The 15,983-nt window shown below is 41.2% G+C and carries 18 protein-coding genes; all 18 read right to left on the bottom strand.

The window, feature by feature from the left end; all coding sequences use genetic code 11:
• Positions 1 to 46 precede the first annotated feature (46 nt).
• The 18 genes from recN to spoIIIAD all read right to left on the bottom strand — a co-directional run bounded on the left by recN (position 47) and on the right by spoIIIAD (position 15,983).
• The gene (recN, locus tag LF822_RS02135; RefSeq protein WP_253922313.1) at positions 47 to 1,774 is read right to left on the bottom strand and encodes a DNA repair protein RecN; all 1,728 of its coding nucleotides are present in this window, start codon (positions 1,772 to 1,774) and stop codon (positions 47 to 49) included.
• Positions 1,775 to 1,793: 19 nt separating this feature from the next.
• Positions 1,794 to 2,243, bottom strand: coding sequence for a transcriptional regulator AhrC/ArgR (gene ahrC / locus LF822_RS02130; RefSeq protein WP_101844240.1), 450 nt, complete (start codon positions 2,241 to 2,243; stop codon positions 1,794 to 1,796).
• Positions 2,244 to 2,309: 66 nt separating this feature from the next.
• A complete protein-coding gene (locus LF822_RS02125; protein ID WP_253922312.1) occupies positions 2,310 to 3,125 on the bottom strand; it encodes a TlyA family RNA methyltransferase in 816 nt (271 codons plus the stop codon).
• Positions 3,126 to 3,131: 6 nt separating this feature from the next.
• Positions 3,132 to 5,021, bottom strand: a complete 1,890-nt coding sequence (dxs, locus tag LF822_RS02120) for a 1-deoxy-D-xylulose-5-phosphate synthase (protein WP_253922311.1) — start codon at positions 5,019 to 5,021, stop codon at positions 3,132 to 3,134.
• A gap of 18 nt (positions 5,022 to 5,039) precedes the next feature.
• A complete protein-coding gene (locus LF822_RS02115; protein ID WP_253922310.1) occupies positions 5,040 to 5,639 on the bottom strand; it encodes a hypothetical protein in 600 nt (199 codons plus the stop codon).
• 693 nt (positions 5,640 to 6,332) lie between these two features.
• Positions 6,333 to 7,214 carry a polyprenyl synthetase family protein gene (locus LF822_RS02110; RefSeq protein WP_253922309.1) on the bottom strand — a complete coding sequence of 294 codons (882 nt, stop codon included), beginning with the start codon at positions 7,212 to 7,214 and terminating at the stop codon, positions 6,333 to 6,335.
• Positions 7,214 to 7,450, bottom strand: coding sequence for an exodeoxyribonuclease VII small subunit (locus tag LF822_RS02105; RefSeq protein ID WP_253922308.1), 237 nt, complete (start codon positions 7,448 to 7,450; stop codon positions 7,214 to 7,216). Before LF822_RS02105 ends, LF822_RS02110 begins: the two co-directional genes overlap by 1 nt.
• Positions 7,443 to 8,792, bottom strand: coding sequence for an exodeoxyribonuclease VII large subunit (gene xseA, locus LF822_RS02100; protein WP_253922307.1), 1,350 nt, complete (start codon positions 8,790 to 8,792; stop codon positions 7,443 to 7,445). Before xseA ends, LF822_RS02105 begins: the two co-directional genes overlap by 8 nt.
• A 13-nt stretch (positions 8,793 to 8,805) precedes the next feature.
• Complete coding sequence (gene folD, locus LF822_RS02095; protein ID WP_253922306.1) at positions 8,806 to 9,657, bottom strand: bifunctional methylenetetrahydrofolate dehydrogenase/methenyltetrahydrofolate cyclohydrolase FolD; 852 nt, start codon at positions 9,655 to 9,657, stop codon at positions 8,806 to 8,808.
• 15 nt (positions 9,658 to 9,672) lie between these two features.
• A complete protein-coding gene (nusB, locus tag LF822_RS02090) occupies positions 9,673 to 10,053 on the bottom strand; it encodes a transcription antitermination factor NusB (RefSeq protein ID WP_253922305.1) in 381 nt (126 codons plus the stop codon).
• Positions 10,054 to 10,170: 117 nt separating this feature from the next.
• Positions 10,171 to 10,569 carry an Asp23/Gls24 family envelope stress response protein gene (locus tag LF822_RS02085; protein WP_253922304.1) on the bottom strand — a complete coding sequence of 133 codons (399 nt, stop codon included), beginning with the start codon at positions 10,567 to 10,569 and terminating at the stop codon, positions 10,171 to 10,173.
• A 17-nt stretch (positions 10,570 to 10,586) separates the two neighbouring features.
• Positions 10,587 to 11,942, bottom strand: coding sequence for an acetyl-CoA carboxylase biotin carboxylase subunit (gene accC / locus LF822_RS02080; protein ID WP_253922303.1), 1,356 nt, complete (start codon positions 11,940 to 11,942; stop codon positions 10,587 to 10,589).
• A gap of 16 nt (positions 11,943 to 11,958) precedes the next feature.
• Positions 11,959 to 12,447 (bottom strand): acetyl-CoA carboxylase biotin carboxyl carrier protein, encoded by a 489-nt coding sequence (gene accB / locus LF822_RS02075; RefSeq protein ID WP_253922302.1) that lies wholly within the window; start codon positions 12,445 to 12,447, stop codon positions 11,959 to 11,961.
• A 172-nt stretch (positions 12,448 to 12,619) separates the two neighbouring features.
• Positions 12,620 to 13,162 (bottom strand): SpoIIIAH-like family protein, encoded by a 543-nt coding sequence (locus LF822_RS02070; RefSeq protein WP_253922301.1) that lies wholly within the window; start codon positions 13,160 to 13,162, stop codon positions 12,620 to 12,622.
• Between the two features lie 12 nt (positions 13,163 to 13,174).
• On the bottom strand, positions 13,175 to 13,792 hold the full coding sequence (gene spoIIIAG / locus LF822_RS02065) for a stage III sporulation protein AG (protein WP_253922300.1): 618 nt from the start codon (positions 13,790 to 13,792) through the stop codon (positions 13,175 to 13,177).
• Positions 13,785 to 14,393: a stage III sporulation protein AF gene (spoIIIAF, locus tag LF822_RS02060; RefSeq protein WP_253922299.1), complete on the bottom strand. Its 609-nt coding sequence runs from the start codon at positions 14,391 to 14,393 to the stop codon at positions 13,785 to 13,787. The genes spoIIIAG and spoIIIAF overlap by 8 nt, the downstream gene beginning before the upstream one ends.
• A 12-nt stretch (positions 14,394 to 14,405) precedes the next feature.
• On the bottom strand, positions 14,406 to 15,569 hold the full coding sequence (spoIIIAE, locus tag LF822_RS02055; protein ID WP_253922298.1) for a stage III sporulation protein AE: 1,164 nt from the start codon (positions 15,567 to 15,569) through the stop codon (positions 14,406 to 14,408).
• Positions 15,570 to 15,584: 15 nt separating this feature from the next.
• On the bottom strand, positions 15,585 to 15,983 hold the full coding sequence (spoIIIAD, locus tag LF822_RS02050; protein ID WP_253922297.1) for a stage III sporulation protein AD: 399 nt from the start codon (positions 15,981 to 15,983) through the stop codon (positions 15,585 to 15,587).

Here is a 15,983-nt window from a genome sequence, read left to right as displayed (position 1 = left end):
CCCTAGTCAAGAAACATTCACCAAAAGAAAAAACGCATGAATTTCATCATGCGTTCTGCTTATGCTTATTTGCCAGCGACAATAATTCTTTTGCATGCTCTACTGTAGTATCGGTTAGCTCTGCTCCTGTTATCATGCGTGAAATTTCATCAGCTTTGTCCATATTTGTAAGCTCCTTAACTACTGTAGATGTCCTTTCATTTACCACATGCTTTTCAATTCTAATGTGCGTGTCCGACATGGCTGCAACCTGTGGTAAATGGGAAATGCAAAGAACTTGAGAGCCTTTGGAAATCCCATAAATCTTTTCAGCTATTGCCTGGGCCACCCTTCCACTTACTCCTGTATCGACTTCATCAAAGATTACGCTCGTCACCCCTTGATGTTTAGAAAATATTCGTTTGAGGGCCAGCATGATCCGAGATAATTCACCGCCTGAAGCTGTCTTATGTATTTCTTTTAAAGGTTCCCCAGGATTGGTTGAAATTAAAAAGGAAATATAATCCATCCCATTTGAATGTAATCGAACTGATTTCCCGTTTATTTCGGGATCAGATGAGGAGCCTTCTTTTGTAGAGAACCCTACATCAAATGCAGCTTTTTCTAGATACAGGTCTTTCAATTCGTCAAGAATGGATTGAACCAGGCTGGAGGCAGCATCTCTCCGTATATCATGAAGGTTTTTGGCTTCAAGGACAGCATCTGCGCCTGACTCTTCGATTTGAGACTGCAGCCGGGACAAGTGGGAGTCTTTATTTTTAATTTCATCGATCTCTTCTTCAATACGTGAAATATACTCCATCATATCTTCAACTGTCTGCCCATATTTTTTCTTCAATCGGTTTAATTCGTTTAGCCGGGCTTCAATAAAATCTAAGCGGTCAGGATCAAATTCAAGTTCTGCCATCTGGGTGCTTAACTGAAAACTTAACTCCTCAATGATGTAATAAGAATTTCTCATTTCCTCAGATAGCTTTTTTGTCTGTTCGTCGAAATCTGCAGCGCTTTCTAAGGAAGACATGGCATGACCAAGCCAGTCCAATCCTTTTTGTTCTCCATACAACGAGTAATATGCATCATGAATACCCTGATATAGTTTTTCATAATTCATAAGCTTCTGCCGTTCATCAGATAACAGCTCGTCTTCCAGTGGTGTTAATTCAGCCTCCTGCAGTTCGCGGTATTGAAATTCAAGAAGGTCTAACCTCTGTGCCATTTCCTGCTCATTTTCACTTAATTCTTTATAACGCTTTTTTAATGTTTGGAGCTGCTGATATAGTCTTCTGTAATCCGTTAAAGTTCTTTTTAATTCCTTTCTTGCGTAAAGGTCCAGTAATTCTATATGACGATCAGGATCCATAAGAGACTGCGTCTCATGCTGACTGTGTATATCGATTAAAGACCTTCCAAATTCCTTTAAAATTGCCAAAGTAACCAATTTTCCATTGACCCGGCAGATGCTTTTACCCTGACTTGTAATGGTGCGCTGCAGGACCACCATGCCTTCGTCTCCAATTTCTACGCCGTAAAGTTCTCCCTTTTCATATACAGGATGATTTTTTACTATTGTAAACAAGCCTTCTATATCAGCTTTGTCTGCACCGTGTCTGACAAAGTCTACAGATCCACGTGAGCCTGATAATTGCTGGATCGCATCAATAATGATGGATTTTCCTGCTCCTGTTTCCCCGGTCAGTACAGTAAGACCTTCCTTGAACTGAATAGATACTTGATCAATAATAGCAAAATCTTTAATTGATAATTCCGTTAGCATGAAAGGACTCACCTCAGTTTTATAACATATTTAACAGTTGGTCACTTATATCCTCAGTTTGTTCCTGACTTCTGCAGATAATTAAACATGTGTCATCTCCGCAAATTGTACCCATGATCTCTTCCCATTCAAGATTATCAATTAACGCACCAACTGCATTGGCATTGCCGGGAAGGGTTTTGAGTATTATGAAGTGACCTGCCCGGTCAATACTGACAAAAGCATCCATCATCAGCCTCTTGAGTTTCTCTAATGGATTAAAGCGCTGGTCTGCAGGCAGACTATATTTATACCTGCCATCCATCATTGGCACTTTAACTAAATGAAGTTCTTTAATATCCCTTGATACCGTTGCCTGAGTAACATTATATCCCATGCCTTTTAAACGGTCGACAAGCTCATCCTGAGTTTCAATGTCATCATTCGTAATCAATTCTCTTATCTTGATATGTCGCTGGCCTTTATTCATATTCACCATCCCGTTCTCATTTACCTTAATAAAGAGGCTCCAGTGCAGCCTCTTTATTAATTATTATCATTTTCTGTGGGTTGAATGCGCGTCACTAACGACCCTGTCTATATCATCGGAAGAGACTTGAGGATCCCGTAACTTTCCGAAGTGAAAATGTGCTAAAAATTCAATATTACCATCTCCCCCAGTAATCGGAGAAAATGTTAAATTTTGAACTTTGAAGCCGTGCTGTAAAGCGAAATTTAAAATTGTATTAATAACGGAAACATGTATAGCAGGATCTCTTACAATACCTTTCCTGCCAACCTGTTCCCTTCCTGCTTCAAACTGCGGCTTGATCAGTGCGACAACGTCACTTCCTTCTTTTAACAAAGTACTAAGTACAGGAAGAATGATTTTAAGGGAAATAAAAGAAACATCAATTGTTGCAAAGTCGGGCTGGTCGTGCTTTAAGTCGTCTATCGTAAGGTAACGAAAGTTCGTACGTTCCATAACAACGACTTGTCTGTGATTCCTTAATTTCCAATCCAATTGATTATAGCCTACATCCACTGCATAGCTTAAAGCTGCTCCATTTTGAAGGGCGCAGTCAGTGAATCCTCCAGTAGAAGAGCCAACATCAATCATTGTTTTGTGATGAATATTTAATTCAAATTCCTTCAGAGCTTTCTCAAGCTTAAGGCCACCCCGGCTTACATAAGGAAGCGGCCTGCCTTTAATGGTGATTTCTACGTCTTCATCAACCTTTACACCAGGTTTATCTAACCGGACTTGATCTTGAAACACCAGTCCCGCCATAATCGTCCTCTTGGCTTTCTCTCTAGTTTCCATCAAACCTTTTTCAACGAGAAGTACATCTAATCTTATTTTTTTTCCCATTTTGAATTAAGCCCTTTGCTGTTTAGTTAAAGTTATTCCTTTAATTTGTTTGATAATATTTTCCTCGGTGAGCCCTATTTCTTCCCAGAGCTTGCTTACACTACCATGTTCAATAAACCGATCAGGAACTCCCAGGCGTTTAATCCACGATGTATAATTGTTTTCTTCTTTGAATTCTAGCACGCTTGAGCCGAATCCTCCCTGCAGAACTGCTTCTTCAATAGTTAGAACAGGAAGATTGTCTTTCATAATGTCATGTAGCATTGATTCATCCATCGGCTTAATAAAACGGGCATTAATTACCCTGACAGAAACTCCCTCTTGTCTTAAACGGCTGCTGGCTGAGAGAGCAAGAGAAATAGTCGTTCCAAATGTAAGAATAACTGCATCTGAACCTTCCTCAAGTACTTCCCAGCTTCCAATTGGGAGCTTCTTCAGCTTCTTCTCCATAGGGATACCTATACCGTTGCCACGGGGGTATCGAACCGCAATCGGCCCGTCATCATAATTTACGGCTGTATGAACCATATGCTGACCCTCATTTTCGTCTTTCGGCATCATGACTACCATATTAGGCACTGTACGTAGAAAAGCTATGTCAAAGACTCCCTGGTGTGTTTCTCCATCAGCACCGACTAAGCCGGCTCTATCTATTCCAAACATGACATTCAAGTTTTGGCGGGCTACGTCGTGAATCACCTGATCATAACCTCTTTGTAAGAAAGTTGAATATATAGCCAGGAACGGTTTCATACCCTGGGTAGCAAGTCCGGCGGATAAAGTAGTAGCATGCTGTTCTGCGATACCGACATCAAACAGCCTGTCCGGGAACTCAGCCTGAAATTTTTCAAGCTTTGAACCCAGCACCATTGCAGGGGTAACAGCTACGATCCTTTTATTTGTCCTTGCTTCAATTCTCAATGTATCACTAATAACTTCACTCCATGCAGGTGGTTCATCCACAGCTTTAATTTTTTCCCCGGATTCAATCTTATATGGACCCACACCATGCCACTTATCCTTCTGGTCTGATTCAGCTGGATGATAGCCTTTACCTTTTTGAGTGATCACGTGAATAATCACAGGACCTTCAGTTTTCTTTGCGTAATTAAGATTTTCGAATAAGTCGTGATAGTCGTGTCCGTCAACCGGCCCGTAATAAGTAAAACCGAGCTCCTCGAAAAACATTCCTGGCACAACAAAATACTTCATACTGTCTTTCAGTCGTTCCGCAGCTTGAGCAAGTTTGCCTCCGACAGCTGGAATCCGTTTCAAAAGCCATTCCAGGTCATCTTTGGCGCGGTTATACTTTCCGGCACTGCGCATACGGCCTAAGGCGCTATGAAGAGCTCCAACATTCCTTGCGATTGACATTTCATTATCGTTTAAGATAACGGTTACATTCTTTTTCTCATCACCAATGTGATTTAGTGCTTCGAGGGCCATTCCGCCTGTCAGCGCTCCATCCCCTATAATTGGAAGGATCGAGTGATTTTCTTCATTTAAATCTCTGGCAATAGCCATCCCCATAGCAGCTGACAATGATGTAGAACTATGACCTGTTTCCCATACATCATGCTCGCTTTCATTTCGCTTAGGAAAGCCGCAGAGGCCTTGATACTGACGTAACGTGTCGAATTTCTCTGCCCGCCCTGTAAGTATCTTATGAATGTAAGACTGATGTCCCACGTCAAAAAGAAAACGATCCTTAGGGCTGTCATAGACTTTATGCAGAGCAAGCGTCAGTTCTACCACTCCGAGGTTTGCACCTAAATGACCTCCGGTGGAAGATAAATTCTCAATTAAAAATTTCCTAACTTCTGTAGATAATTCCTTTAGCTGATCAATTGACATTCCCTTCAAAAAAGAAGGATCTTTAATCTTATACAGATCCATAAATGGACCTCCTTAAATTTAACGTGATTTTCGAGTAGTCTTAGCAGCGGAAGCGAGAATCTTTATTTTTAAGTTAGCTTCGATCCATGCTATTATACGTGCGGCTATAAAAATAATTTTTGTCGAGGAGTGAACAGCAAAATACTTTCCTACTGCTTTTCCTCCTACTGTTAAAGCAGCCACCACACTAGTCAATAATACGGATAGAGTGATCTGCATGCTGGACCCGTCAGAGTGTCCAAGCATGTTAGCTATTTGAATTACCACTACTGCGGAAGCAGTACCGCTAACTATACCAGATATATCCCCTATTACGTCGTTACAAAAACTTGCGAAACGATCTGCATTCCTAACAAGTATCAGAGCCTCTTTTGCACCTGGTACTTTTTCAGCCGCCATTGCGTGAAAAGGAGGTTCAGATGCTGCGGTTGCCGCAATACCAAACATATCGAATATCACACCAATAAATACAATGATGAGGACAATGAGCAATCCAATTATCCATACTACTCCACTCATTACAGAGCTTGAGATAATTGAAAAAATAGCCGCTAACACAAAAGTGATAACGGCAATACTAAAACTAAACTTTAAAGATTTTCTGAATTTATTGTCCATTTTCAACCTCAATATTTTTTATACGACTTATGTAGGAAAGGAATGGTCGTCAATCGAGTAAAAATTACGGCTTAGGTCTAGTAGGTTTTCCCATTTGAATACCGAGTGTCACCACTCTGGCGGTTCCCCTTTAAATCCAAATCAGCTTCGTTTCCGACAGCTGGACTAGATTACCACTCAGTCCGTACTATAATTCCCGATCACCGTCCATAGAACAGCCTAGGGGATTTCCCCGACAGCCTTTAACCGTTCCTTAGCCTCTTTTGCAGTTATGATTTCATATAGTTACCAGTTCAAATCTTAGTGGCCATCTAAGATCTTGAAAGGTCCATGACTATAATCCCCTCAAAAACCACTCAAGGCAGGCTACGCTACTTATACAGATGTAACTCCATATAAAAGTAGGTTCATACCCCATTTCATCAGAGCCTCCGGCTGAGAAACTCTCACAAAGATGGGCCTCCGCGGAAGCAGGGTCAACGCCCACATGCCTTTGTGGATCGCCCTGCGACCTTAACTCCCAGCACCGACCCAAGGCTGGGCGCCTCAAGCCGGCACAAGGAACTTCATCGATGTGCCCTTTGGCGGATTTTTAGGCCCGCCTTCAGGAACGGAGGACCGACTAGGATACTGCACCATTCCTTTTGTAAATCAAATATATCACAATCAATAAACTTCCTCAATTATAAAATCTTATCGGTCTCTTCGGCTTAAATATGCTATTAATTCAGATAAAACTGTTCCATTCACACCTGCTTCTTCAAGAGAAGCAAGAGATATATCAGCGTAGTAATTCTTCTGGCTGACCGCACCCTCTATACCTAGAAGCTGAGGATATGTACTCTTAAAATTTCCTGCATCACTGCCGATCGGCTTCCCGACAGCTTCCGCATCCCCCACAACGTCTAATATATCATCCTGAATTTGAAACAGCAGTCCCAGAGCTTCAGCCATCTTTGTCATCTCAGCTATCTGGCGAGTGTCTGCTTTTGCTAAAAATGCCCCGGCAAGTACAGCGAACTTTAAAAGTGCTCCAGTCTTATCCTTATGAATCGCTTCGAGCTTATTAAGAGCCAGAGTCTGGTTTTCACTAAGCATATCCTGCATCTGCCCGTCTACCATCCCTCTTGGGCCGCTGGCTGTTGATAATTTATTTATGATGAACACCTTTTCTTCATTAGTTAATCTTTCATCTTCAGTTATAACCTTGAAGCTTAAAGTTAACAGAGCATCTCCGGCCAGAATAGCCGTAGCTTCATCAAATTCCCGATGATTAGTCGGTTGTCCCCTTCTATAATCATCATTATCCATTGAAGGCAGGTCATCATGAATGAGCGAATAAGTGTGAATCATTTCTAAAGCGCAGGCGGAAGCTATTCCTTTTTCAGGATCCTTTTGAAAAGCTTCCATCGTTGCCAGCAGCAAAATAGGACGCAGCCTTTTCCCGCCAGCCTTTACCGAGTAAAGCATGGCGTTCCGTAACCGTCCATCATTCGTATGGGTTAGAATATAGTTTTCCAGAGCAGTATTTACTGTACTTTTATACGTACCTAAGAAATTATTTAAGCTTTCCACTAATCTTCCTCCTGAACGTCGAAGGGTTCAAATTCCCCATGTTCATTTAGAATTTGCTGCATTTGTTTTTCAACTTTATTTAACTTCTCGTTGCAGATTTTGGAAAGGTTCATCCCCTCCTGATAGTACTGAATAGCTTTTTCTAAAGGAACTTCTCCTGTCTCGAGCTTTTCGACCAGCTCTTCAAGCTGACTCATCGCTTGTTCAAAACTCTGTTCCTGTTGTTCCTTACTCATTTGTATCCTCCTTTACTTCATTGACTTCACACAGCAATGAACCGTTTTTTAAGGTAACTGTCACTTTATCACCTTTAGATACACTAGTAACGCTTTTAATAACCTGTCCTTCTTGAGTATAAGGAATGGCATACCCACGTTTCATTGTATCTAATGGGTTCAGCAGCGTTAACTTCTCCAGCTGGGAAATAAAATAGTCTCTTTTGGTTTTAAGTTTGTACTCAAATTGCGTTTGTATAAGCTTGGATACTTCTTGAAGCTGCTTGTGCCTTGATTCAATTTCAGTATGCGGATGCTGTTGAGAGAGACGCTTTCTTAAATAGTTTAAACGTTCAGTCTGCTGCTTTTTTAAATTTATCAGGTTAGATGATAAGCGTTCAAGCAAGCGGTCCAAATCCTGTTCCTTCTGTTTCATTAACTGCTCAGGGTACTTAAATGCATAGGACTTCTCCATCTGCTTTAATTGTTTGGAGGCTGCTGTAACCTCTACATCCATGGCCCTCTGCAGTCTATTGGTTAAGATAAGTACATGGTTTTGCAGCTCTACTAAAGATGGGACAGCCAATTCGGCGGCCCCGGTTGGTGTAGCTGCCCTCATATCTGAGACGAAATCACTAATAGTGGTGTCCGTTTCATGACCGACAGCCGAGATAATAGGAATTTCTGAGCGCTCTATTGCCCGTGCCACCTTTTCTTCATTAAATCCCCATAAGTCTTCTAAAGATCCTCCACCCCGTCCTACGATTAAAACATCACAATCTAAATTGTTGTTGGCGTAAGCGATTGCTTTTGATACAGAATCTGCTGCTGATTTACCTTGTACAAGTACAGGCAGGATAGAGACTTTCACTATAGGATACCGCCGTTTAATCGTAATTAAAATATCCCGGATAGCTGCTCCGGTCGGCGAAGTAATTACACCGATGTGCTTCGGGTACATAGGGACTACTTTTTTTCTTTCTTCAGAAAACAGACCTTCCTTGTGAAGTTTTTCTTTCAGCTGTTCAAAAGCAAGATAAAGTGCGCCAATCCCGTCAGGCTGCATATCCTGAATATAGAGCTGATAGCTGCCCATTGGCTCATACACATTTATCTCTCCGCGGACTAAAACGTTCATACCATTTTCTGGAGAAAACTGAAGGGAACGGTTATTACCTGCAAACATGACAGCTTGTATTCTAGACGTCTCATCCTTTAAAGATAGGTACATATGGCCCCGGCTGTGACGTTTAAAGTTAGAGATTTCCCCCCTGAGCCACACATCTTTTAAGTGAGGGTCAAAAGACAGCTTCTTCTTAATATACTTAGTAAGTGCAGCAACAGTTAAATATCGGTCCTTCACTTATAATATCCCCTTACTGATTATGAATCCACTTGGCTGCTTTAATTGTATTGTGCAGCAGCATAGTAATCGTCATTGGGCCGACTCCTTTTGGCACAGGCGTAATATAGGAGGCCTTCTCTTTGGCAGATTCAAAATCTACATCTCCAGTTAATTTACCATCCACACGATTTACTCCTACGTCAATGACAACTGCCCCTTCTGCAATGTCCTCTCCAGTGATCATATGTGGTTTCCCGACAGCAACAATCAGGATATCTGCCTGTTTAGTCAGTGTCTTCATGTTTTTAGTCCGTGAATGACAATAGGTTACAGTAGCATTTTCGTTAAGTAATAATTGTCCGACCGGTTTCCCGACTAAGTTGCTTCGGCCGACAACCACTACTTGTTTGCCTTCAATAGATATATTTGCTCTCTTTAGCATCACAAGGATGCCATATGGGGTGCATGGATAAAAAGTGTCCTGACCCGTCATAAGCTTTCCTACATTGATTGGATGGAAACCATCTACATCTTTCTTTGGATCAATTGCTTCAATTACGTTCTGTTCATCAATCTGTTTCGGAAGCGGAAGCTGAACAAGTATGCCGTGAACTTCCTCATCATTGTTCAGCTCCTCAATTGTTTCAAGGAGTTCCTGTTCAGTTGTATCGTCCGACAGTTCCAGCAGTTCAGACTTCATTCCAATGTTCTCAGACGCCCTTTGTTTCCCTTTTACATAAGATTGGGAAGCAGGATCTTCCCCTACAATGATGACAACAAGTTTCGGGAAAATGCCTTTTTCTCCTAAAGAGGCTACCTCCTCTTTCATTTCCTGACGTATCTGAGTGGCTAACTCTTTACCATATATAACCTCAGCTGACATGTTGAAAACTCCTTTCTACATTACCATTTTAGATAAAACACCATTAACAAACTTCCCTGACTGATCTTCACCGAAGATTTTCGCTAACTCTACGGCTTCGTTAATTGCAACCTGTGACGGGATTTCCTCATTAAATTTAATTTCATAAGCAGCGATACGAAGCAGCGTTTTTTCAACCCTGGCCAAACGAGCGAAGGTCCAGTTTTCCAGATGCTGCTCAATCCAGAAATCGATCTCACTTTTATGTTCGAGAACTCCTTCTACGAGCTGCATTAAGAACTCATCAGCTTTTTGTTCATTCAGAACATGATGAATCGCTTCCTCAGCAGTAATATCACTTGAATCAAGTTGGAAAAGAGCTTGGAATGCTTTTTCTCTTGCTAATCGTCGTTTCATCTATCTTTTTCCCCTTTAATGTCATATCCGATAGAATCATAACATTTTCATATTGTAAATGCTATTCACTATTAATAAAAGACCAGTCCAGGAAGATTCCCTGCTGGCCTTTTATCATTAGTCTTCTTCAGTTGCTGCTTCCTCTCTTGATTCCATCTGAACACCTACAACGTGAACGTTAATTTCTTTGATTTCAAGAGCCGTCATATTCTTTAAAGCCTGACGGGTGTTATCCTGTATTTTCTGGGCTGTTTCAGGTATAGATATACCATAATCCATTACAACATAAGCATCTATAAGAATTCCTTCTTCATCTAATTCTACTTTAACACCTTTACCATGACTCTTCTTACCAAGTCTCTCTACTACACCTGTAGCAAAGTTACCTCTCATCGCTGCGACACCCGCCACTTCTGATACAGCGATACCAGCAATTACTTCAATCACTTCCGGAGCAATCTCTACATTACCAAGAGTCGAACCTTCTGTAACGTTTAATAATTGTCTTTCATCCATTAATGACCACTCCTTATTTATTCATCCTCCATGACGGTATAATTCTCGAGGAATTTCGTATTAAAATCTCCTTGAACAAATACTTCGTGCTCCATCATTCTTTGATGAAAAGGGATGGTAGTCTTTACACCTTCTACAACAAACTCATCCAAAGCGCGTTTCATTTTCTGAACAGCTTCCTGACGGTCTTTACCATAAGTTATTAACTTGGCAACCATGGAATCATAGTAGGGAGGAATCATATAGCCAGGATATGCCGCCGAATCCACGCGGACACCGAAGCCGCCCGGTGGTAAATACATTTCGATTTTACCCGCTGATGGCATAAAGTTTTTAAATGGATCCTCTGCATTTATACGGCACTCCATTGCCCATCCTTGAAATTGAATATCCTTTTGCGCAAAACTCAGTTTTTCATTCTTTGCGACTTTTAGCTGCTCCTTGATTAAGTCTACACCTGTTACCATTTCTGTAACGGGATGTTCGACTTGAATACGTGTGTTCATTTCCATAAAATAAAACTTTTGATCGTTTTGGTCAAAGATAAACTCAACTGTTCCTGCTCCTGAGTAATTGACCGCCAGAGCAGCTTTAACCGCTGCATCACCCATCTTTTTCCGCATCTCAGGGGTAATGGCCGGGGAAGGTGTTTCTTCTATCAGCTTTTGCAGACGTCGTTGAATAGAGCAGTCCCTCTCCCCTAAGTGAACAGCGTTTCCATGATTGTCAGCTAACACCTGAATTTCTACGTGACGGAAGTCTTCTATAAATTTTTCAATATACACTCCTGGATTGCCAAAAGCTGTTTCAGCTTCCTGCTGAGTCATACGGATTCCTTTTTCTAGGTCTTCCTGAGTTCTGGCGACCCTGATTCCCTTTCCTCCGCCGCCGGCTGTCGCTTTAATGATGACGGGATATCCAATATGTTCAGCTATTTGCTTACCTTCTTCAGCATCCTTAATGATCCCTTTAGAGCCTGGAACTACCGGCACTCCTGCTTCCCGCATAGTTTCTCTTGCTACATCCTTCGTGCCCATTTTTTGTATGGCGAATGAAGAAGGTCCGACAAAAGTAATATTACACTCCTCGCACATCTCTGCGAATTCTGCGTTCTCAGCTAAAAATCCATACCCAGGGTGGATCGCATCTGTTCCTGTAAGTGTCGCTAAACTCATTATATTAGTGTAATTTAAGTAACTGTCTTTACTTAAGGTAGGTCCAACACAATAGGCTTCGTCGGCAATCTGAACGTGAAGTGCCTCTTTATCGGCCTCTGAATACACAGCTACCGTTTCAATCCCCATTTCTTTACAAGCACGAATAATTCGAACCGCAATTTCACCACGGTTCGCGATTAAAACTTTTTTTATCATGACATTAACCCCCCGACTATGCTGTCTTCACTCGAAATAATGGTTGTCCATACTCGACGAGTTCGCCATCTTCTACTAAAATCTCCACAACTTCACCTGAAACCTCTGCCTCGATCTCATTAAATAATTTCATCGCTTCAACAATGCAGACGACCGAATCCTCTTTCACCTGGTCTCCAACTTTAACGTATACATCCTGGTCAGGCGATGGCGATTGATAGAATGTTCCTACCATCGGCGATGTAATTTCTTTATCATAGTCTTTTTGATCTTTTGGAGCCTGCTTAGTTTCTGTCTGCGGTTCTTCTTCTTTGGAGACAGGTTCTTCATCTGCTTCAGGCTTAGCTTTTGGAGCAGGTGAAGACGCGGCAGGTGCTTCTGTTACGACTTTTCCACCACTCTTTTTCATACATACTTTTGTTCCATTTGCTTCATAAGAGAATTCATCGATTTGTGATTGATCAATTAATTTAATAAGTTCGCGGATTTCTTGAACTTTTAACATAGTTTGGGCACCCCTTTATGTATATAACTTTTATGACTGGTACTAATAACTCCTTTTAACATTCTACGACAAATAAGCACTCTCCTGCAACTTTCGTTGATTTCAACATGTTCACAGTAATTATCAAAACAAAAAATCCTCTTCACTTATTGAGAAGAGGAATAATCGTTATTTATGATGCAGGCTGAAATTTCACTTCTACACGCATTTGGCCAAACTCGTCTGATACCATCTGCATAATCTCTCTTGTTTCAGCCTTTGTTAACTCTTCAGCCTGTACAGTAACTTGAATGACATCATCTTCTGCCCTGACAAGTACATCTTCGTATGGAACACTCGCTCGAATCGTATTTTCAAGAATTGATTCTTTAGAAGATGTTTCCTGCAGGGTTTCTATTTCCTCCATCGCATCATTTTTTTCCTCTGCTGAATAGTCACTTGAAGCTACAACCTCAGATAGCTGCTCTGATTTTTGGTCTCTTTCGTTCTGTTTCTCCAGGCGGATGGAAGCAAAGAGTTCATCTGCAGCCATTTCGGAGTTGACCACATCTTCTGACGCCTGCTCTCCTTCCTCTTCTGCGTTCTCTCCATCCTGCCACTCATCATCTTGTATGAATGCCATCTCCCCGTTATCAGGCGAGGTCATATAATATACACTTAGAACAATAAGTAAACTTAACATCGTTAACAACCACACTGTTTGTTTTTTTACCAATTGAAACCCTCCCTATGATTTAGGCAGTACTGAAACCCTGTGGCTCGGAACATCAAGCACACGTGAAACAGCCTCGACCACCCATTCTTTCACTTTCATTTGTTCGACTCCTTCTGCTGTTACAAAAACCCCGCTGACATTAGGTTTATTTGTTTTCGTAAGCAGCGGCACTTCCTGATCCCCCTGCCTTACTAATACTAACTGCTGTTCCTTCGAATAATCCTCAATCTCTCTTTCCCCTCCATTCTTGTCGGTTTCTTTCGTTGTCTGTTTTCCTATAATTAAGTTTTTGTCATACACTTTCTCCTCCGTCGCTGCAAGATTAATCATTAATTCAACTTCACTTACTCCCTGTATATTTTCGAGAAGCGGTTTTAGCTGTTGTTCATATTCCTGTTCCAATTGATCTACTGATAATGTTGATTCTTCTTCCTTCTCTTCCGAAGCGGCACTTTCATTAGGAGAAGGAGGCGGGGTGCTGGTGTCAGGAGTTTGAAACCAGTTGCTAAGCAGGATGAACAACACACCAACTAAACCTATAATAAATAAGTATTTTGGCTTGTTCAGTTTGAGCTTCTGTCCCTCTTTTTGTGACATAGGACTTAACAGCTTACTCCACCAATTACTCATGACTTTCCTCCCAGCGTATTTCAATTTGTTCCTCACTAAGATTCAACAATTGAGCCGCTGACTCTCTTATTGAATCCTCGTTAAATTGAGGGGATCCAGCTATTTCCTCTTGGTCTGCTGCAGAGATCACAACTTCTTCTACAGAATCGCCACTCTCTGTAGAAGAGACAAATAAAACGAGCTTGTCCAAAGACTCTAGTGAATGCGGCGTTTTAAAAAATGTTAAATCTGCTTCTTCAATCGTTACCTGTTCATTCATCTCGATAGGCTCTTTCAGCTGTTTTACAATTGCGTCCTTTACCTGTTGTAATGTATATGCATCTTGTCCATTCAATATTTCATTTTTCTTTTCTTCAATTTCTTCGTTCAAATGTTCAGCTTCCAATCCTTCCTGCATTTGATTCTCTACTGTATACAAAAGTTGATTGGGATCTAATTTCAGAAACCCCAATAATGGATCAATAATGACCAGGAGTAATAATATTGACAAAACCAATCTTGCATACTTCTTCATCAGACCGGATGGCAGCAGGGCATCTGCCATCATAGCCAGAAGAAGAAACAAAACTATCTCAGTAATCCATTGGATAAACGTCTCCATAATTCATCCACCTTATCGAACCATCATAGTGATATTACTGGCGGCAACCATAATAACGATGACTAAAAAAAACATCATGGACACCATCAGCAGTGCAGCAAAAATATACATCATATGCTTACTGACTACGGCCATAGCCATCACAACAGGCCCGTCGCCTACCGGCTGCAACAGGGCAGCCGCTAATTTATAAATGAGGGCAATCGCTAATATTTTTAAGGCAGGGAATAAAGCAATACCTAAAAGGATAACTACACCTGCGATGCCCAGCGTATTTTTGAGAATCAGTGAAGCACCCAGGATTGTGTCTGTTGCATCAGTGAATAACCGTCCTACTACCGGAACAAAATTCCCCGTTACAAATCGAGCCGTTTTCATCGTAACTCCATCTTGAACTGCAGTAACAGTACCCTGAACTGATATAACCCCTAAAAATAAAGTAAGATACACTCCCATAATCGCCATTCCTGCTTTTCTCATCAGCTCTGCCAGCTGATCTACTTTAAACGTTTCGTTTAAGGAGCCCACAATCAGCAGCAGGGCTGAAGAAGCAAATAACGGAATAAGTATATATTTAACCAGCAGACCACTCGACTGAACCAGTGCCACAATAATAGGATGGAAAAAAGAAATCGACATTAAATGACTGAACGATGCCATAATTCCCAGCAGCAAGGGAAGAAGCCCTATCATAAAACTGCTCATTTGGTTGATAGCTCCCAGAGTATATTCTATGACTTGTCCAAAGCTCTCCAATGCTAAGCCAATTAGAACGAGATAAATCACCATGTAAGCTACTTTACTGACAATCGTTGTTTCGAAAGAAGACTGCATGGCCTGAAGCAAAGTGCTGAATAACGTGAGGAACAAAAGAGCTCCTAGTAATTTTCCATTTGAGAACAGTTCCTTAAATAAAAATGAAACAATCCCCGTGAGCCAGCCGGAATGCACTTCTCCCTCTTCGCTCCAGCTGCTTAAATCACTAAAATCTACTTTCGGCATATATTCTCCATACTGATCATGCAATTGGTCGTAATTCTGCTCTAATTCTTCTGTAGAAATGTGGTCCATAAGTGATCTGACGTCTTCATCATTAGTTGATGTTGAAGCTTCTGCGAACGAAGGCACAGATATTAAACAAAGAATAAACAAGATGAAAAGCATTAATTTTTTCATTTGCAACCTCAATCCTTACCCGGCGGCACCAGGTATAAAATCAAGTATCGTTTCAATTAAGGCCGTAATAATAGGTATGGCCAGCATTAATATAAACAGCTTGCCTGCGAGTTCCACTTTAGAAGCTAAGGAGTTCAAACCGGCATCACGAATCAGTTGAGAGCCAAACTCCGTAATATAAGCAATGCCGATAATTTTTAAAATCGTTTTGAAATACATCGTCTCCACCTGGGCCTGCTCAGCCATATATTGAAGAAGAGAGAAGATGTATTTCACGTGGTCAATAACCGCAAGAAAAATTAATATAACCGTGAAGATTAAAAGAAGGAAGGCTATTGATGATTTTTGTTCTTTTAATAAGATAATCAATAAGCTTGCGACAAGACCTAGAGAAACAATCTGCACAATATCCAT

Origin of the sequence: Halobacillus sp. A5 (genome assembly GCF_024189315.1) — a bacterium.
Taxonomy (GTDB): domain Bacteria; phylum Bacillota; class Bacilli; order Bacillales; family Halobacillaceae; genus Halobacillus_A.
The sequence above is the reverse complement of the archived record's forward strand: the minus strand, read 5'-3'. Positions and strand labels throughout refer to the sequence as shown.